The 17426-nt window shown below is 52.2% G+C and carries 18 protein-coding genes; 2 read left to right on the top strand and 16 right to left on the bottom strand.

From position 1 onward, the window contains the following. The first annotated feature begins 161 nt into the window (after positions 1–161). Positions 162–2999 carry a cellulose biosynthesis cyclic di-GMP-binding regulatory protein BcsB gene (locus AB6B37_RS03640; protein WP_371397546.1) on the top strand — a complete coding sequence of 946 codons (2838 nt, stop codon included), beginning with the start codon at positions 162–164 and terminating at the stop codon, positions 2997–2999. A gap of 73 nt (positions 3000–3072) precedes the next feature. On the opposite strand, the gene AB6B37_RS03635 is transcribed toward AB6B37_RS03640, so the two are convergent. Continuing rightward, positions 3073–4674 carry a sensor histidine kinase gene (locus AB6B37_RS03635; protein WP_371397545.1) on the bottom strand — a complete coding sequence of 534 codons (1602 nt, stop codon included), beginning with the start codon at positions 4672–4674 and terminating at the stop codon, positions 3073–3075. 254 nt (positions 4675–4928) lie between these two features. Here AB6B37_RS03635 and AB6B37_RS03630 point away from each other — a divergent pair, with 254 nt between their 5' ends. Next, entirely contained in the window at positions 4929–5387 is a 459-nt protein-coding gene (locus AB6B37_RS03630; protein ID WP_371397544.1) for a SufE family protein, read from the top strand. On the opposite strand, the gene AB6B37_RS03625 is transcribed toward AB6B37_RS03630, so the two are convergent. From AB6B37_RS03625 to AB6B37_RS03555, 15 genes are all read right to left on the bottom strand, one after another. Further along, positions 5353–6165: a DUF6456 domain-containing protein gene (locus tag AB6B37_RS03625; RefSeq protein WP_371397543.1), complete on the bottom strand. Its 813-nt coding sequence runs from the start codon at positions 6163–6165 to the stop codon at positions 5353–5355. The two genes, AB6B37_RS03630 and AB6B37_RS03625, sit on opposite strands and share 35 nt — an antisense overlap. After that, on the bottom strand, positions 6162–6515 hold the full coding sequence (locus tag AB6B37_RS03620) for a helix-turn-helix domain-containing protein (RefSeq protein WP_371397542.1): 354 nt from the start codon (positions 6513–6515) through the stop codon (positions 6162–6164). The genes AB6B37_RS03625 and AB6B37_RS03620 overlap by 4 nt, the downstream gene beginning before the upstream one ends. Positions 6516–6671: 156 nt before the next feature. Continuing rightward, positions 6672–7193, bottom strand: coding sequence for a PAS domain-containing protein (locus tag AB6B37_RS03615; RefSeq protein ID WP_371397541.1), 522 nt, complete (start codon positions 7191–7193; stop codon positions 6672–6674). 161 nt (positions 7194–7354) lie between these two features. Continuing rightward, positions 7355–7765 carry a MucR family transcriptional regulator gene (locus tag AB6B37_RS03610; protein WP_371397540.1) on the bottom strand — a complete coding sequence of 137 codons (411 nt, stop codon included), beginning with the start codon at positions 7763–7765 and terminating at the stop codon, positions 7355–7357. After that, positions 7758–9500: a Na(+)/H(+) antiporter subunit D gene (locus AB6B37_RS03605; protein WP_371397539.1), complete on the bottom strand. Its 1743-nt coding sequence runs from the start codon at positions 9498–9500 to the stop codon at positions 7758–7760. The genes AB6B37_RS03610 and AB6B37_RS03605 overlap by 8 nt, the downstream gene beginning before the upstream one ends. Continuing rightward, a complete protein-coding gene (locus AB6B37_RS03600) occupies positions 9493–9867 on the bottom strand; it encodes a hypothetical protein (protein WP_371397538.1) in 375 nt (124 codons plus the stop codon). The genes AB6B37_RS03605 and AB6B37_RS03600 overlap by 8 nt, the downstream gene beginning before the upstream one ends. 1 nt (position 9868) lies before the next feature. Beyond that, positions 9869–11368, bottom strand: a complete 1500-nt coding sequence (locus tag AB6B37_RS03595) for a proton-conducting transporter membrane subunit (protein WP_371397537.1) — start codon at positions 11366–11368, stop codon at positions 9869–9871. Then, a complete protein-coding gene (locus tag AB6B37_RS03590) occupies positions 11365–12915 on the bottom strand; it encodes a monovalent cation/H+ antiporter subunit D family protein (RefSeq protein WP_371397536.1) in 1551 nt (516 codons plus the stop codon). Before AB6B37_RS03590 ends, AB6B37_RS03595 begins: the two co-directional genes overlap by 4 nt. Beyond that, entirely contained in the window at positions 12915–13379 is a 465-nt protein-coding gene (locus AB6B37_RS03585; RefSeq protein ID WP_371397535.1) for a cation:proton antiporter subunit C, read from the bottom strand. The genes AB6B37_RS03590 and AB6B37_RS03585 overlap by 1 nt, the downstream gene beginning before the upstream one ends. 2 nt (positions 13380–13381) lie before the next feature. Then, entirely contained in the window at positions 13382–13819 is a 438-nt protein-coding gene (locus AB6B37_RS03580; RefSeq protein ID WP_371397534.1) for a Na(+)/H(+) antiporter subunit B, read from the bottom strand. Further along, positions 13816–14463: a DUF4040 domain-containing protein gene (locus AB6B37_RS03575; RefSeq protein WP_371397533.1), complete on the bottom strand. Its 648-nt coding sequence runs from the start codon at positions 14461–14463 to the stop codon at positions 13816–13818. The genes AB6B37_RS03580 and AB6B37_RS03575 overlap by 4 nt, the downstream gene beginning before the upstream one ends. Before the next feature lie 9 nt (positions 14464–14472). Beyond that, on the bottom strand, positions 14473–14913 hold the full coding sequence (gene mnhG / locus AB6B37_RS03570) for a monovalent cation/H(+) antiporter subunit G (protein ID WP_371397532.1): 441 nt from the start codon (positions 14911–14913) through the stop codon (positions 14473–14475). Then, positions 14910–15239: a monovalent cation/H+ antiporter complex subunit F gene (locus AB6B37_RS03565; protein ID WP_371398403.1), complete on the bottom strand. Its 330-nt coding sequence runs from the start codon at positions 15237–15239 to the stop codon at positions 14910–14912. Before AB6B37_RS03565 ends, mnhG begins: the two co-directional genes overlap by 4 nt. 2 nt (positions 15240–15241) lie before the next feature. Next, positions 15242–15754: a Na+/H+ antiporter subunit E gene (locus tag AB6B37_RS03560; protein WP_371397531.1), complete on the bottom strand. Its 513-nt coding sequence runs from the start codon at positions 15752–15754 to the stop codon at positions 15242–15244. 142 nt (positions 15755–15896) lie between these two features. Further along, positions 15897–17417, bottom strand: a complete 1521-nt coding sequence (locus AB6B37_RS03555) for a DUF2336 domain-containing protein (protein WP_371397530.1) — start codon at positions 17415–17417, stop codon at positions 15897–15899. Between the last annotated feature and the right edge of the window lie 9 nt (positions 17418–17426).

The following is a 17426-nucleotide window of genomic DNA, read 5'->3' as shown; positions in this document are numbered from 1 at the left end:
GTGTGATGACGGCATTCCTTTTGCATTATCCTTAGAGCTTAGATGGTTAGCCGCGCGCACAAGCGCAAGGCGAAGCCCTTTATCATCTTTTCCCCTCTTGCGTGCAATCTTGGCATCCATCTTGCTTTGTTAGTCCCATGTTAATCATGAGGCCTTTGGCAATGTATCAAAATCTATCGCGCACCGCCCTTAAATCATCCGCTTTAGCCCTTATTATGGCCAGTAGCGCTATGTTTAACGCTCCTGCTGCAAAGGCTGCTATCACATCAGGCAAACAAGTCATAAGCCAAGCGAAAGTCGCAGATTTAGGCGGCGCGGACGTCACGACACTGGATTGGCGGCAGGCTGAGATGAAGCTTCGCTTTGATTTATCCAGTTCAGATTGGATTGACGGCGTTGAATTTATACTATCCATGGATCCGGGCGATAATGTGAACCGAAACGCCCCTATCCTTGTCAGCCTAAACAATGCGCCGCCCGTGACATTGCGCCCAAAGGGCAATTCGTTTGATGCCCGCATCCGCCTAGACGGCGATTATGCCCGCGCCAAAGGCAATGTGATTACGGTGAGTTACCCTGCGAGCAACGGCGCATGCCTAACGCCCGATGACGGGTCTTGGATTTTAAAATCCGCCAAAAGCTCTGTGATCACGCGCACTCGCGCAAAATCCCGCGCACTGTACCTTAATGAAGTTGAAGACCGTCTATCCAATCCCGTGCTGGCGCCTAAAACAGTCGGCATTATCGCCACTGGGTCGTCCAAAGACCGTCTAGAAGTTCTGGGCGCGCAAGGCATTGGCCTGCGCATGGATAGCTTGCCCAATTTCCGCACGTCCCGTGGAAAATCTGGCATGGATGTCATCATCGGTAAACGCAGCGATATTTCGCGCTTTGTTACCGATCGGACCATTATGGACGAGACGGGCCCGAAGATATCTGTCGCCAAAGGCACACCCTTGCGCCTTGTCATCACAGGCGATAGCGACGCTCATGTCCTGTCGGCCGCCAAATTATTTGCCCAACGCCGCCTTCCCTATGTGCGCAGATCAGAAGCATCAGAAGGCGAGCTTCGGTTCCAGCGCAGCTTTAAACAAGCGCATAACACGGTATCGGGTAAGACAAAGTTATCTGATATGGGCTTTGGGTTTTACGCACGCGACTGGGCGGCGACACCTGGGACGCTTGATTTTAATGTCAGTGACCCGCAAGCCCAATCGGGCCGCGTACTGCTGCGCCTGTCATCATCTGACGATATTGCGGATAACTCCAAGTTAAGCGTTAATTTGAACGGGCGCTCGCTCGGCTATGCACAATTAAATAAGCGCCGCAAAACTGTCGCTTTTGATATTCCTGAAGGCGTATTAAAAGGCGCGGATAACCGCCTGACATTGACGCCTAATTTCACGAAGGCCAATGACGACGCAGGTTTCATATGCCCCAAGTGGGACGATGCGCCCGGCTTTTATATTGGGTCTGGATCACGTATTGAACTGTCAAAAAACGGCGGGTCTTACGTCACGGATCTATCGCGCTTAACGGCTGGCTCGGGCCCTTTTGCCGATGCCGACGGGGCAGATACTCATATTGTTATGGCGACCAAGACCGCGACTGACCGTGCGGCAGCGTTAAAACTTGTGGCTAAGCTTGCCAAATCGTCTGGCACGGGCTGGGCCGAAACCACTGTGTCATCCCTCGGTCAAAACCGTGCCTATGATAAAGAGCGTAACCTCATGATTATTGGCCCGCTCGCACGCTCTACAGGCTTGCTTGATGATGCGCCCAAGGCTTTATCTGCGGCCCTTCGCGGGCAAGGCAGCCTTAATTTTGCCAGCAGCACAGAGAAGTTCGCGTCGTTAGACGATGAGGCGACGATGGAAATTTACGCCGCACGTCAACGCAGCAAATCGCGCCGTGCGGGCGGCGGCGGTGTGGCCGCCATCTATCCTAGCGCTAGTCAACCCGGCACATTAACCGCTGTGTTCAGCACAGCGCCGGGCACAGTCTTTAGCGGTAGTGTTGCCACGTTAACGCAGGATGATGTCTGGAACGATTTGTCAGGCAGTGTAGCGCGCTGGCAAGGCAACACCGTTTTGATGGCGCAAACCGCCATGGCCGCCCCTGCCTTTGCCGATTACCGCGCACCAAAAACAGCGGCGCAAGGCTTTCGCCTCGCCTCACTGGATTTCACACAGTGGGATTATAGCGGCATTGAGGACACATGGTTAAACGTCACGGATAAAGCCGCGTTAAGCGGGGCAGCGTTAATGGCCAAGCTAAATTTGGACAAAAAAGAAACAGCCGTAGCCCCTATCAAAACCGTCGAGACTATCGCGCCCGCACCGATTGCAGCGCCCCAACCAATGCACGTCAAACCCAAAACGGTCCCACAAACGGTGCGCTATAGCGCCCCAAAACTGACGGCCACACAACCCCCGTCTTTGCGCGGATTTTCCAATACAGGACAGATGCGCACGCAAACACGCCTTGCTGAACCATCATTATGGGACAAATTTAAAGCGCCTTTTGCGCGCAAAACAGCCAGCCCTGACGTTGTCAAAAAGGCCGAAGCGCCTGCCGTGGCTGTGCCTAATGTCAACGTACCGAAATTAAGCGCTCCAAATGTGAAAATACCCGAGCTTCGTATCCCTGACGTAACAGCACCAGATTTCAAAACATCTGATTTCAACACTGATGCCATGCGTAAACCCAAGATTAAAGCGTGGTTAGAGGACGCGCAAAGGCCCATTAAAGACGCGAGCCGCAAATGGCACACATCCAATATGGAGCGTAAAATCCGCGATGTGCAAGCCAAGCTACGTCCTATTGGAACGAAAATTAAAAACACCGTCGGATCTGATCGTAATCCGCTGAAAGCGTGGATGATCAAAGCTGACCGCACCTTCAGCTTCTTTGGTATATTGCTGGCTATGGCCTTTATCGCGTCAATCTTGATGCTTGGCATCGCCTCGCCGCAATCGGCTGATACGAAAGATTACTAAGGCCAATATTTTAAGACATAAAACAAAAGCCCGCCGTAATTGGCGGGCTTTTTATTGTGAATCGAGTGTGTGGTTAGCTGTCGTGTGTGAGCGGCAAATAAATATCAACGCTGGTGCCATTATCCCTCTGGCTGGCGATAGAGAACCGCCCGCCGTGCAGATCCGTGAGGGATTTCACCAGCGACAAGCCAAGGCCGCTGCCGCGTTCATCAGACATCTGTCCGCTTTTGGCTTGGGTGAAGGGCTGTCCGATACGGGCAAGCTCTGCGGCGTTCATACCTGCACCGTTATCAGAAACCGTTAAGTGCAATGTGTCGGCGACAATCTTGCTGCCAATATCAACGGCACCGCCTTTGGGCGTAAATTTAATCGCGTTTGATAATAAGTTCAGCAGGATTTGCCGCACAGCTTTGCGGTCCGCATCAATCAGCATGTCCTCATCAGCCGCAATATTGACGTTCAGTGACACCTCGGCCGCATCAGCAGCGGGACGCACCATTTTAACAGAACTTCGGATAACGTCGGCCATATCAAACATGCCGTAATTCAGTTCATATTTGCCCGCTTGGACTTTGGACATGTCAAGCACATCACCAATCAAGTCGAGCATATGCTGCCCGCTGTCATGAATAAGGTCGGCATATTCGGCGTATTTGCTTGGCAGTGGCCCAAACAGGCGCGAGCGCATCATATCAGAAAAACCAATAATCGCGTTGAGTGGTGTGCGCAGTTCATGACTGACGCCAGAGAAGAACAATGTCTTATCATCCATATCTTGGCGCGTGGCGGTAATATTTTCATGGGCGGCCACCCAATCAGCGTTGAGAGCCGCGATACGGTCCTCACGCGCCGTTTCGTCCAGACCATGCAGCACGACTTCGCCGTCGGTCAGCGGGGTTGCACGCAAATCAATGATTTGCGGCGGCGGGCCGTTATCACCGCCTGGAATGGTCAGCGTAATCATTTCAGGATTACCGCTAGCCCGCGCGCGCGCGATTAAATCAATCACACGGTCACGCACATGCGGCGTACCAGACAACAATGCGTGTATGGTCAAATGCCCCGAATCTTCTGGCAGATTAAACAGATCATAGGCGTCCATAGAAACAAAGGTTACCTCGTCATCGCTGGTCAGGCGAACAATGCCGCCAGACAACGCGTCCAACATTGCCACATCAACATCCCCGCGGTTAGCGGGTATGGTAGCCGCTGGATCAGGCACATAAGTGCGCGGTGCGCTGTGACTGGACGCAAATAGGGTACTAATCAAAAACGTGCCCACCGCCGTCATAGCCGCCAATCGAGACCAAAGGCTGGCGTCTTGGCCAACATCACTGGCCGGCAAGTTCCCGGTTCGCCCCGCCAAATAAATGACAGCGGCAAACAGAGCCGATAAAAACAAGGCTTCGATGAGTTTTTCACGCTCAAATAGCGCCGCCGCAGCAGGCGCACACAGAAAGAGGATTGCCATTGGCCAAAATGTGATGCCCACACAGGCCGCAATTGCGAGCGCTATCCAAGAAAAAATCACAAGTATTTGCGCCCATTCGCGCTCTAGGACGGGACTAAGCATGATACCCACAATGGCTGGCAAACAGGCAATAGCTGCGTAAGGTGCAAGGCTAGTCATATCCATACCGCGTAAAACACCGACAACAAACAGCGTCGCTATCACGCAAAGCCATATGAGGCTGCTGATTAATAGGCCCTTTGATGGGCGCAGATATGTTGACCGTGTGGCGGTGATAGGCCACTCCTTTATTTATACGGGTCTAATCTGCCCTGATTTTAACCTTAAGAGCGACTCTTTTCGCCCTAAAAGGGTGTAAAGTGGTGGCTTTCGCCCGAATTTCAGTGACGTTGTCGCAGGTGGCCCCATTATTCGGCAATATGTTTGGCTTTCCTCAGACCAAGGCCTATATGCACATTATGTCAGATTCTAGCCCTCATAACAGCGCGTTCAACAGCAACACTCTGCCCGATAATATCGTCGAGATGATTGATGATTTTGAATTTCTGACCGATTGGGAGGAGCGCTATATGCACGTTATCGATATGGGCAAAAACCTTGCTCCGCTTGAGCCGTCGGAAAAAAACGAGGCTAGCAAAGTCAAAGGATGCGTCAGCCAAGTCTGGCTTGTGAGCGAACGCGACAATGACCGCTTTATATTTAGAGGCGATAGCGATGCCCATATCGTTAAAGGATTGGTCGCGGTCACCCTGGCAATATTCTCAAATCGTACCGCCCAAGAAATCATCGACATCAATGCCAATGATATCTTAAAGCGGCTTGATTTATCAGAGCATCTATCGCCGCAGCGCTCTAACGGGCTGCAAGCGATGATTGGCCGGATTAAAACTGAGGCTGAGGTTGCGCTAAGGGCTTAGCGTTAGAGCGCCCCTGCCCTACATTGATACCCACTGTTGTGCCGTAAAAGTCAACCAATCGTGACAAGCCGAGTTGCAAGACGGTCATACCGCTCTGCGCGGCCCATTTCTCGTCCCGTTCTAATTGGGTGAGGTCATGGTCATTACAGCAAATCGCAATGACGACACGGTCAAGGCCCGGGCCCAGCGCTTCGTGGGCTGCGGCCAGTCGTTTGCCACTGTCAAGACGCACCGCCATTTGGGTTGACGCGCGCTCGCCCGGGGAACTGCCGCCGTCCACCATGGGCGCCGCGTAATTTTGGGTGGTCGTATCACCGCCGTGTGTGCGCGAATAATCCCGTGAGAAGCGCTCGCCTGCCTCCACCATAGCCGCGCTTAGCACGGGCGTGCCGTCGCGGTGCTTTTTACGCGCGAGCCGCCGCAGCGAGCCGCCTGTCTTACTCATACGCACATCACGCAGCGCGGCGTCGGGGGTATAAACCGTCTTTGTCTCGCGGCCTAAATGTTGTTCCGACATGGCGCGTTCTGGCACAGGGTTGGACAGCCGCGCCGCTGTGCCTTGCGCAACACCAAAACCAGTCTGCAGAGCGGTAAGGTCACCTGTCCCGCAAAGGCGCAAAAAACACGCACGGTCAATCCAGCCTGTTGGTTTTGTCCGGCGATCACCGCGCGGATATACGGGCAAGATACCTTTGACGCCATTATCAAATATGACGGACTTCTGCGCGATCATCCGCTTTAATAAGGCGCGGTCTTTGGGGGTGATGTGTCCGCTCATGCCATTTCCTCCGCCAAGGATTGTGGGAGTTTTACGATAGCACGAAGGTCATCTTCTAGGCGGTCAATCATCCGGTCAAAGACATCATAATCGCGTTGATCCTCAACAGCATTACACGCATATCGTACGGTGGTGCGGTCACGCGCAAAGATCGCCCCAAGGCGGGACTGGCTCATCTCGCAAACATTATAAAGCAGGTAGAGCGCTAATTGACGGATCATAACGGTGTCGCCAGCACGGTCAGCATGGTTGAAAACATCGCGGTGGGGCAAGCCCAAAGCCAATGTCACAAGCCCGACGCACAGTCGCGCGACAGTGTCATCATCCGTTTTTCTAATCTCAATTCTCATGATACCCCCATTGTGTATGAGAGATGAAATTATCATGAAAAGGAATATTTTCCTATATCGTGATAGGACTTATTTCCTATTTTAGACCCACTACACGTCTTAAGACGGGTCAAAATTTATATCAAAAAGTCAAATCTTAATAGGACAAGCTATAGATTAGGCATAGATTTGAGACGCCGCTGTGCGGCCTTGTGGCAGGCTGCGTTCGGCATCTGACATTTTCACCAAATGATCATAGCCGAGTATCATATCAATATCAGTCCCATTGGACGATAGCGGCAGTCGAATCCAAAACTGTGCCAAATGTCCACCTGATGGCGTGCCGGGCCGCGTGACGCCTGCGGTTGGACGGCGTTTTGATATCACACCTGATAGCACGCGCTCCCAGTAATGGTGACGATCGCCAATAGGCAAATCATCGATATATTGTCCTTGAATTTCTTGACCATATAAAGACCAGAAACCCGTTCCCGCCAAACGGTAGCGATATCGGTTTTGGCTGGCCGTATTGTCCACTTCGATGATGCTGACCATTGGCAAATGGGTGACCATCCGTTCGGGTTCCAAATCATAGCGCGACGGAAAGGCCCCAGCCTTGCAACGAGACCGCCAATAATCATAAATTGATTGCTGCTCTGGCAACACCATTTGGTGCCGTAACGCATTCCCCTGTAGCATGATAGTCCCTGTAATCCCCGGCCAGTAACAGCCCCGTCTATGGATTAACTTTCTGGAAATATTTTGAATCGGACAAGAGTCAGCAAGAGACAAATCAAAGGTTAAGACCTTATTAACCACGTTTTTTGTCACGCATCCGATTCGGTTGGCTATGCGCAGGGCTAGTCGCGCTTATTTCGACCCAAGCCGCTTTGCCGGGCAAGCTTTGATCGGGCCTTGGCGTAATTCGGGGCGACCATCGGGTAATCTGCTGGTAATCCCCACTTCTGGCGATAGGCTTCCGGCGTCATATCATATTTACTGCGTAGATGGCGTTTAAGCGATTTGAACGGCAAGCCGTCCTCTAGGCAGATAATCGCGTCATCCGTCAGCGATTGTTCAATCGGCACGGCGGGGGTCTGCGTTGTTTTCACAATCCCCTCACCGTCTGACAAAGCGCTTAGCGTCCCAAAGACAGAGCGCATAAACCCCGGCACATCGTTAGGGTTTAGTTTATTATGGCTAACATAGGCGGTCGTGATGGCCACCATATGCGCTAGACGCGCGTCCTTATCATCCGCGTCATTATCCATTCAAGAATATCAACATCAGCACAGCGATAAGCATAATACCCGTTAGGATGGACGCGATACCGCTAGGCGCGGCGGCACTAAAGGCACCGGCGGGGCTAAACATTTGGGACATCTTGCGCCCCACACCACCAATCATGGCGTCGCGGACATTGCCAGTATGCTCTGATAATCGCGCCCACATGGCGTTGATCCACATCGCTGTCTTGCGCCCTAATTTGCGGTAGGTCCAATCAAAGTCGAGGATTTCCGCACGCCGCTCGTCCGGGTAAACCCCAAGACGTTTCAGCAGCGCAAAGGCCACCATTGCCGCAAATAACAATTGCAACTGATAGACAACATGGTCACCCGTATAGGGTTTATAGTCCACCGCATAAGGCAGCATAGAATAAAGCAGCGGATAGCCAATAACAGGCAGCGCAAAGAAGATACAGATAAAGGCGGACAGCCCCATCGCAACGAGCATATTCCACGGCGCTTCTTTCACGCGGTGACCCCCGTCATGTGAGAAGAAGGTGAAATACGGCACTTTAATGCCGGAGTGTTCCATCACACCCGCAGACGCAAACAGTAACATACCGACCACGACCCACATAATCCCGGACCCATGTGCGGCCTCTATCGCGGCAGAGATAATCATTGATTTTGTAACAAAACCAAAGAACAGCGGGAAAGCCGAAATTGACATCGCCCCGACCAAACAGAAGAGTGTCGAGAACGGCATGGACCGGAACAACCCGCCTAGCTCGCTCGCTTTGGCTGTGCCGACACGGTACATAACCGCGCCGATGGACATAAACAGCAACCCTTTAAAGATAACGTGGGCAACCACCTGCGCCGCCACACCGTTCATCGCAAGCTCTGACCCGATACCGATACCGCAGACCATAAAGCCCAGTTGGTTATTGAGCGAGTAAGCCAAAACACGGCGTAAGTCATTTTCAATCACGGCAAAGAAGACCGGGAAACAGGTCATGACCGCACCGATATAAATCAGGATTTCGGTACCTGGGAAACCACGGGCCAGTGCATAAAGCGCAAGCTTGGTCGTAAAGGCCGCCAGAATAACTGTGCCCGTAATAGAGGCTTTGGGATAGGCGTCTTGCATCCAGTTATGCATGAAGGGAAAACCAACCTTGATACCCATAGCGAGCAGGATAAGCCACGCACCAGGGGCGTCTAAACCGATGTAACCAAAGCTAAAATCACCCCCCTTGGACAGACCGTAAATCACTGCCCCCGCCAGTAAAAGCACACCAGATAACACATGAATAGCCAGATAGCGCACACCTGCCTTAAAGCTGCCCTCGCCGCCTTTCCATATTAAGAAAACGGACGAAATCGCCGCCATTTCCCAGAATATGAACAGTGTTAGCAAGTCGCCCGCAAAGACGCCAGCAATCGCACTGCCCATATAAATCAGCGCAGAGCTGTCTGTGATTTTGCATTTCTCGTGAAAGCCGTAAATCGCGTTCAGGACACCTGCAAGACAGAAGACATAGCCCCAAATCATCGACAGGCTGTCAATTCTCAAGGTTGTCAGCGTCACGGGGCCGATATCAATTATACCCGCCAGAACTTCTTGGCGGTCATAAATCTGAAAAATCATGACACCCGCAATAATAGGCGCAGCCAGCAAAAGGGCTTTGCGAATAGTGCCAATAGGTGTGAGCGCGCAGAGCACGCCAAACAAAATTATGATGATGCCGGGATTAATTTGGAACAGAAGATCAGTCATGGCTGTCTCCTTTATGCTCTTTTATGGGCGGCAAAGTATTGCCGTCGTCATAATAATCCTCTGGTCGAGACAAAAGCTTAAATAAGGGTTCAGCGGACAGCACAACAAAACTATAGGCCAAAAAGCCAATGACGGCCCAGCTTGCGAAAAAGTCCCAGGGCGCAGGATGCTTGTGATGGTAGACAAACCCCAAGCCAATTGTAATCAGTAAGCCGACGACTGGAAACCAGATGAAATTGCGTTCAAATTTCGGATTGCCCAACCATAGAAACGGCACTGCAAAGGGATGAATTTTGCTGAGGTCTTCGCCTTCATGATGATTTTGCGCAGCGGGCTCAGTAAGCTCTGTTTCGGAATTATCTGACATTTTATGCCCCTCCGCTTAAAACGCCGCCCGGCAATATGGGCGTGAGGAAGTCAACAATTGGCCCCGCAAAGAAAAACAGGACAAAGGCACCAAAGGCGGTCAACACAGGCGGGATAATCACCCAACGGTGTTGTTTTGCCAGCACGCGAATATGGGCATCTTCTTCGGGGTTTTGCGGCGGCTTTAAAAATCCGCGTGCCGCAATCGGAATAAGGTAAATCACGTTCAGTACTGATGACGCGATTAACGCCGCGAGCAAAATTGATTTGCCGCTATCCAGCGCACCTGCCATCAAGAAAAACTTTGGCCATGATCCACCCATGGGCGGGATACCGATGATAGACACAGAGCCGATGAGAAACGCGCCAAAGACCCACGGCATAGAGCGGCCCAAACCATCAAGCTTGGATATCTCTGTGCGGTGGGCGACGGTGTAGATCGCGCCTGCGCACATAAACAAAGTAATTTTGCCCCAAGCGTGCATAACAATTTGTAGCGCACCGCCAACAATCGCCATAGGCGCGGCCAACATAGCGCCGAGCGTAATATAGGCGAGTTGCGACACGGTTGAATAGGCCAGCCGTGCTTTGAGGTTATCTTGGCGAAGCGCAATTACGGACGCCATAACAATCGTAAACGCGGCGAGCCATGACAAGAATGTCGACGCAGGCGTTGCCGCCGTCACAGAGGGGCCAAATGTAAAGACGACGACTTTTAACATTGTAAATACACCAGCCTTCACAACCGCAACAGCATGCAGCAAAGCCGAAACAGGCGTCGGCGCGACCATCGCATTGGGTAGCCAAGGATGTACAGGCATCAGGGCCGCCTTACCAATACCAAACGCAAAGAGCAGCAGCAGAATTGACGTTGTTAGCAAGGTCGTGCCTTCGGGGAAGACACCGCCCACAACAAAATCGGTCGTGCCCGCAATGACTTGCACACCAATGATAGCGGGCAGCAATAGGGCGAGCGACGTGCCCATCAAAATCACAGTGTAAATCGTGCCGCCGCGAATGGCTTTTTTATCGCCTTTATGGGTCACCAACGGAATAGTCGATAGCGTAAGCGCTTCGTAGAAAATAAACAGCGTAATCAGATTGGCCGACGCCGCGATACCCATGGCTGCCGCAATCGCGATAGCAACAAAACCGTAAAACCGCGCTTGGTGTTTTTCCTTATTCCCCCGCATGTAACCAATGGCGAAAAGCGAGTTTAAGAACCAGAGAGAACTGGCAATGGCCGCAAAGGTCGCGCCCAAAGGTTCTAATTGAAACTTAACTTCAAACTTACCCGCAAAGGTACCAAGATGCAGTTCAGGGCGTGCACCGCCCGCGACTTGCGTCACAAGATAGACAACATTGGCCAGCAATAGAAGCGAGGCAATGATTGTAAAAGCTTCGCGAACATTAGGCTGTTTCCGGGAAACGTAAATCAAACCCGCCGCGAGAAGCGGAATGACCAACAATAAAGCCATAGCAAATTCAGGATTATAGGTCATGGCAAACCTCCCTGTGATAAGGGTATCAGCACGTCGGCCGCTTGGTTTGCCAGCGCAGTCATAAAGTCAGCATTTGTACCAATCGCAATAGACGCAATGGCTAGAATCCACATGGGGATGAGCATCATGAGCGGCGCTTCGTTTTTCGCCACGACATCACCGTTCACAACGGGCGGCTGCCCAAAATAGGCATGACGGAGCATATTACCGATATAGATGATGGCCATAATAGACGCGATAACAACAACGCCAATCGCCCAATAGGACTGCGCTTCCCATGCCGCGACAACCAAGTTAACTTTGGATACGAAGCCAGCCGTAAACGGCACACCAATGAGCGATAGTCCTGAAATGGTGAAGGCCGCCATTGTCCACGGCATTGTCTTGCCAAGACCGGAGAAATCAGAAATTCGTGTAATCCCAAAACGATACCAAAACGCACCCAGCGCAATAAATAAACCGCCCTTGATAATGGCGTGATTAAGCAAGTGGATATAACCCGCCGCCAAACCAGCCGCTGTGCCAAGGCCAACGCCGAGAAGCATATAGCCCACTTGCGCCACAGAGCTATAGGCCAGCGCGCGGCGTGCATCGGTCTGGAAAATCGCCTGTAAACTGGCCAGCAACATGCCGATAATACCAAATCCGGCGAGGAATATTGTGTCCACAGGGCCAACATAGCTAAAGTCGACGGCAAAGATTGTGAAAGTAAAGCGCAGCAAGAGATAAAGCGCAGCTTTAGTCGCTGTTGCCGCCAAAAATGCGGTGACAAAAGACGGGCTGTGCGCATAGGCGTCGGGCAACCATAAATGCAAAGGATACATCGCAAGCTTTAGTCCCAGGCCAATCACGATGAAAGCAAAGCCCACCTGAGCCACACGGCTACCACCGTCGAGGTCGCGCAATATACGGCCCATATCGGCCATATTGAGTGTGCCCGTCTCCATATAGAGAAAGCCAAGCCCGATAACAAAAAACGTCGCGCCGATAGAGCCCAATATTAAGTAGTTAAAACTGGCAGTTAGCGCGCGGCGGTCACGGCTCGCCCCCATACCGACAAGAACATAGGTCGCAATAGAGGACACTTCGAGAAAGACGAAAACGTTAAACGCGTCACCCGTGGCGACCATGCCCAAAAGACCCGCAAAACACACCATAACGGCGGCGTAAAACGGCGCGCGTTTTTTGGGCTCGACCTCGACCCGCACAGACGGATAAGCGTAGAGTAAACACACAACGGCCATCAATGAAATCAACAGTAGGATGGGCGCAGACAAGCCGTCAACGACATATCCAATACCGTGCGGCGGATCCCATCCGCCCATGGAATAGGTGACTTGATTGCCGCCGTAAACTTGCGCCACAAGCACAAAGCCACAAACTGCGCAGATAATAGCGACCATTAAAGCAATGGCCCAAGCCACACGCTCGCTTGGCATGACAGCCAAAACAGCGGCGACCATTAACGGCAGCACAACGATTAGAGCAGACCCATGAACGAGCAACCAAGCAGGTGCAACATCGAGTACAGAGGACAAAATATCCATTAGTCAGCCGTCCCCTCAAGGTTAAACTTATAATCCAGCGCTTCGATCTCGACCTTCTCAATCGTCCCGTAAACTTCCCGAATACGCACAGTCAGCGCCAGCCCAATCGCGAGGGTCGCAACACCCACCACAATCGCGGTCAGGATAAGAACATGCGGCAAGGGATTAGAATAAATAACATCGGAAGCATGGCCCCCATAGGTCGAAGCGGGTCCTGCCGCCGCGACTTGGACGGCATCCGCCATGGACGCATGGTCACCGTCTTTTTTCTCGGCCACGATAGGCGGTTGTCCGCCCTCGACTTTGCTGATGGTGATATAAAGCAAAAACACCGAGGTTTGAAACACGGATAATCCGACAAGGCGCTTGATAAGGTTTCCGCTCGCAAAAACGACATAAAGCCCCGTCATCATCAAAACAATGACGACGGCGTAATTGAAATGTCCCAGTAGAAAATCAGTCATGACTACCAATCCTCATCTGACAGGTCGGGTTGGCGGGATCCAAACGCATAAAAAATCGCGAGCATGACACTCGCTACTGCGAAAAGAACGCCAAGCTCTACAGCCAAGATACCGTAATGTTGACCGTGCGACGGGTCATAAGACAGCACACCGTAATTCAAATATTCTGCTCCCAACATCCATGTCACTACGCCTGTCCCGCCGTATAGCAAAACGCCGAGGCTCATCCCAACACGCACGGCAGAGGGCGGAACGGCTTTTTTCGCCGCATCAATACCAAAAATAAGCGCATATAAAATCACAGAGGCCGCGATTATAACGCCAGCTTGGAATCCACCACCCGGACCGTAATCCCCATGAAAATGGACATAAAAGCCGTAAAGCGCGATGAGCGGAATAAGGAATTTAGAAACGACGCGAAGAATAACATGGGGGTTCATGACAACTCCTCCAATGACGGTTGCGCTGATGCGCTATCGGCCAAAATTTGGGCTGATGGGGCTTGGGCCGTCGAGACGTCAACGCCGTTTGGTCTTGCCCGCCATTTCCCTGCATTACCGTTAAGGCCCAACAGTAAAAGCACCCCTATGCCAGCCGCAAAAATCACGACTGTTTCGCCAAATGTATCAAACCCCCTGTAGCTTGCCAGCACGGCGGTGACGACATTTGGAATATGTATATCCTCAGCCGTACGCGCGATATATTCTATACCGACATAGCTATTAGCGGGTGAATTAGCGTCGCCAAAATAAGGCATGTCGCCAATGGCATAAAACATCGCAAGCCCTGCGATAAGAACAACGATAAGCGGTCCGATGCGGCGCTGGGGTGATACGGGATTTGACTGCCTATCTGCCAGCAGCATCGCTGATAACATAAGCACGGTGGACACACCCGCGCCCACAGCGGCCTCTGTAAAGGCCACATCAACGGCATCCAGGGAAACAAACCACGCCGCACTGACAAGGCTATACACGCCTTGTAGCATCACAATCGCAAACAGCGAACGCAAGCGCACAATGGCAAAGGCCACGACAACCAAAATGGCCATAAGGCCAATATCTAAAATAAGCACATTTGGCATTTCGTTCCCCTATAACCCCGGACGACCCGCTTTGCGGATGGTGTCCACATCAGGCGCGCGGTATGGCCCAAGCTGTGGTTTTAATCCTGCGCGGTAGGCGGCATTGGCAACCGCATGTGTCGCGGTAGGTCCGGTGAGCAACAAAAAGAAAGCCACGAACAAAAGCTTGAGCGTCATTTGGGAAAAGCCAGACTGCACCATCAAACCCAGAAGAATAAGCTCCGCGCCCAGCGTATCTGTCATACCAGCAGCATGAATTCGGGTGTAAAAATCAGGCAATCGCAAGACGCCCAATGTGCCAGCCAATAAAAAGAACAAGCCGACCAGAATAGCCGCGCCAGCGATCAGTACACGCAGGCCGTAAAGAATCTGAGTGAAATTAAGCGTGATGCCCGCTGGCGCGTGGCTCGTCGCTTCGGCACCCGCCATCATGATAGTCGCGATAATCATGTCTGGTCCTCCGGCAATGAAGGCGCTGGCGACGGATCCCCCAGCAAAGACACATCCAGCGCGCGATAAGCAAAAAATTTCAAAACGGCGATTGTCGCGATAAAATTCATCAGCGCATATAAAATGGCAATATCCACACCGTCAGGACGCCCAATGACGAAACAGAAAATACAGAGAAACAGAACAGTCTTTGTCCCGAAGGAATTGACGGCCAATAGGCGGTCATAAAGCGTGGGCCCACCCAAAAGCCGCCCGAGCATTAAACCCATGCTGACCAGAATGAAAAACGCCGCAGCCAGATTGAAATAGCCCATGCCCTCTAACATGCTCATATGCGCTCTCCCGCCAGACGGGTCGCAGCAGGGGCGTCACCAATCGCCCATCCTGCCTGTTCGCTCATTTCCATGAAATCATCAGGATTGGCCATCTCGGACACAAGCGCATGAACGAGGATGGTATCATCATCCATTTCAACGCTAACCGTGCCGGGCGTTAGCGTGATAGAATTCGCGAACATGGCGGCCCCCATATCGGAATGTTTACGCAAAGGAATACGCACCATTGTCGGGCTAATCGCCATATCAGGGCGCAGAACCGCGCGCAGAACCGCAATATTGGCTTTGAAAATTTCACCACCAAGCCACGTAAAATAAACCAGTGTTTTAGGGATATAAAGATAGGGCACAGTCTCGCCGTCAAATATCTTCATGCGGGCCGTCATAAATACAACGGTTGCAATCGATATCCCACCCAGTGTCAATAGCATTGGTTTGAAATAGCCAGACATACCCAGCCAAAACAAAGCCAGCGCACAGGTCAGTATAAAGACGTAGCGAAACAAAGCGTTCTCCCCAAACGATATAAGTGCTCGCATGGCAAGCACAGACCTTGTGTCTAGCGCCCCTTAAGACAAAATTAAAGGTTTAAGACGGGAAATTATTACGAATCTTGTGGGCAGCTTTGCCGCGCGAAAATTTGGGGCCTTAGTACCGATTACCAAACACAAGCGCCGCTGTAATCGCCGCTGCGCCGTGGTCTTCTTCTTTGGGCACAACGCCGTCACGAATATGCCGCAGCACTTCGGGGTTCAGCGATGATGTCAACGACCAGTTCCAATAACGCAGTACAGTTTGGGCTTTATCTGTTGATATCGCGTCATAGGCCGCGATAACGCGGGCCAAGTCTGGATGATATTCTCCATCCGCACCGTTCACTGGACGACGAAGGGCCTTCCATAATTTAACAATATGCTCGCGCTTTAGGCCTGGCGCTTTACATAGAATAGCAATCCCCTCGCCGCCCTTATCCGTTAAAATTTGGGCCCCGGTAGCTGGTTTAATCCCGGCCATATAGGAAATTTCTTCCGTCAAATCGCGCGTAATACCTTGCACTTCGGCGGCGTCAATTGCGGCCTCTAAATCCTCAAAATCAGACCGCTCTGTCGCGGCACGGTTGCGTTGACGGCGTTCAATAAATTGCAGCGCTTTACGCACTGCCGCATCGGACCAACCCTCTGCAGCGGCCTTGGGATAAAGGTCCCAACAGCTATCTTGCAAGACAGACCGGGTAACAGCAAATCGCGCCAGAATTTTCTTGCGGTCAGCCTCATCCGCCCACCAAAACATGGTCAAGCCATGGGACGGTCGTAATTCTTCGCGCTTAATCAGATATTTGATATAGTCTTTATGTGCGCGTGACACGGTTAAGATGCGTTGCAGCGCAGTTTCGCTAAATTGCGCGCCTTTATTCTTGAGCAATGTAATAACAACATCCTCGTCCAAAAATTCAACAATGGTATCAACAACAGCATCCGAGACATGGCGGCGTTGCGCCATAACTTTGCGGTGTTCGCCCGATACTTTGCGCGCGATTTGGATGAGGTCTGAATCAGTCAAGCTCTTGCTATTTTCAAGCACATGTTTGGCAACGCGAATATTATCTTTGGCGAGCAAGACGAGGATTGTTCGTGGAGCCTCGTTTAGCATGACCAAGCGTTTGGCAACAGATTCGCGCAGCTCGATATCAGCTTCGCGTAGCATTTCCACCAAGACATCACCTGCCATATGGCGTTCCTGCGGCGTTAGCTGGCTTGCTGGGATACAGATGACATCAGACAGACGCTTTGCCAAAGACCGGCGCACATCAGCCGTAGACGGGGGGCCTTCGTCCCCTTGCGCAGGCGTCGGTTCGGCAGGCGGAGCTACCGGCTTAGGGGGACGGGGCGGAGCCGGCGGCATTTGCGTGCGCGGCTCTGTTGGTAAACTATTCAGCGATGGGGCTGAAGGCCCTGCAACTTGCGGCGAAACAGGGCGCGGCCTAGCCTGACCCGCTGGTATTGCTGGCGGCGCGACATTATGGGGAACAGCCTTATGGGGTGCCCGTTGGGGTGTCGGCTGGCGTGCTGGGGTGGCGGGCGAATTGACAGGCGGCGGTGATAACGGACGGGCTTGCGTCGGCCGTTGCGGCACGGGCAATGAACCACCATGTTGGGGCTGACCTGACATATATCGTCC

This window comes from Fretibacter rubidus (assembly GCF_041429785.1).
In the GTDB taxonomy this organism is placed as follows: domain Bacteria; phylum Pseudomonadota; class Alphaproteobacteria; order Caulobacterales; family Maricaulaceae; genus Fretibacter; species Fretibacter rubidus.
This window is presented reverse-complemented; position numbering and strand designations above follow the sequence as displayed.

What these genes read in the sequence shown, in the direction of transcription:
- AB6B37_RS03640 (WP_371397546.1), top strand. Translation starts at nt 162, where the DNA reads ATGTATCAAAATCTATCGCGCACCGCCCTTAAATCATCCGCTTTAGCC.
- AB6B37_RS03630 (WP_371397544.1), top strand. Translation starts at nt 4,929, where the DNA reads ATGTCAGATTCTAGCCCTCATAACAGCGCGTTCAACAGCAACACTCTG.
- AB6B37_RS03625 (WP_371397543.1), bottom strand. Translation starts at nt 6,165, where the DNA reads ATGAGCGGACACATCACCCCCAAAGACCGCGCCTTATTAAAGCGGATG.
- AB6B37_RS03620 (WP_371397542.1), bottom strand. Translation starts at nt 6,515, where the DNA reads ATGAGAATTGAGATTAGAAAAACGGATGATGACACTGTCGCGCGACTG.
- AB6B37_RS03615 (WP_371397541.1), bottom strand. Translation starts at nt 7,193, where the DNA reads ATGCTACAGGGGAATGCGTTACGGCACCAAATGGTGTTGCCAGAGCAG.
- AB6B37_RS03610 (WP_371397540.1), bottom strand. Translation starts at nt 7,765, where the DNA reads ATGGATAATGACGCGGATGATAAGGACGCGCGTCTAGCGCATATGGTG.
- AB6B37_RS03605 (WP_371397539.1), bottom strand. Translation starts at nt 9,500, where the DNA reads ATGACTGATCTTCTGTTCCAAATTAATCCCGGCATCATCATAATTTTG.
- AB6B37_RS03600 (WP_371397538.1), bottom strand. Translation starts at nt 9,867, where the DNA reads ATGTCAGATAATTCCGAAACAGAGCTTACTGAGCCCGCTGCGCAAAAT.
- AB6B37_RS03595 (WP_371397537.1), bottom strand. Translation starts at nt 11,368, where the DNA reads ATGACCTATAATCCTGAATTTGCTATGGCTTTATTGTTGGTCATTCCG.
- AB6B37_RS03590 (WP_371397536.1), bottom strand. Translation starts at nt 12,915, where the DNA reads ATGGATATTTTGTCCTCTGTACTCGATGTTGCACCTGCTTGGTTGCTC.
- AB6B37_RS03585 (WP_371397535.1), bottom strand. Translation starts at nt 13,379, where the DNA reads ATGACTGATTTTCTACTGGGACATTTCAATTACGCCGTCGTCATTGTT.
- AB6B37_RS03580 (WP_371397534.1), bottom strand. Translation starts at nt 13,819, where the DNA reads ATGAACCCCCATGTTATTCTTCGCGTCGTTTCTAAATTCCTTATTCCG.
- AB6B37_RS03575 (WP_371397533.1), bottom strand. Translation starts at nt 14,463, where the DNA reads ATGCCAAATGTGCTTATTTTAGATATTGGCCTTATGGCCATTTTGGTT.
- mnhG (WP_371397532.1), bottom strand. Translation starts at nt 14,913, where the DNA reads ATGATTATCGCGACTATCATGATGGCGGGTGCCGAAGCGACGAGCCAC.
- AB6B37_RS03565 (WP_371398403.1), bottom strand. Translation starts at nt 15,239, where the DNA reads ATGTTAGAGGGCATGGGCTATTTCAATCTGGCTGCGGCGTTTTTCATT.
- AB6B37_RS03555 (WP_371397530.1), bottom strand. Translation starts at nt 17,417, where the DNA reads ATGTCAGGTCAGCCCCAACATGGTGGTTCATTGCCCGTGCCGCAACGG.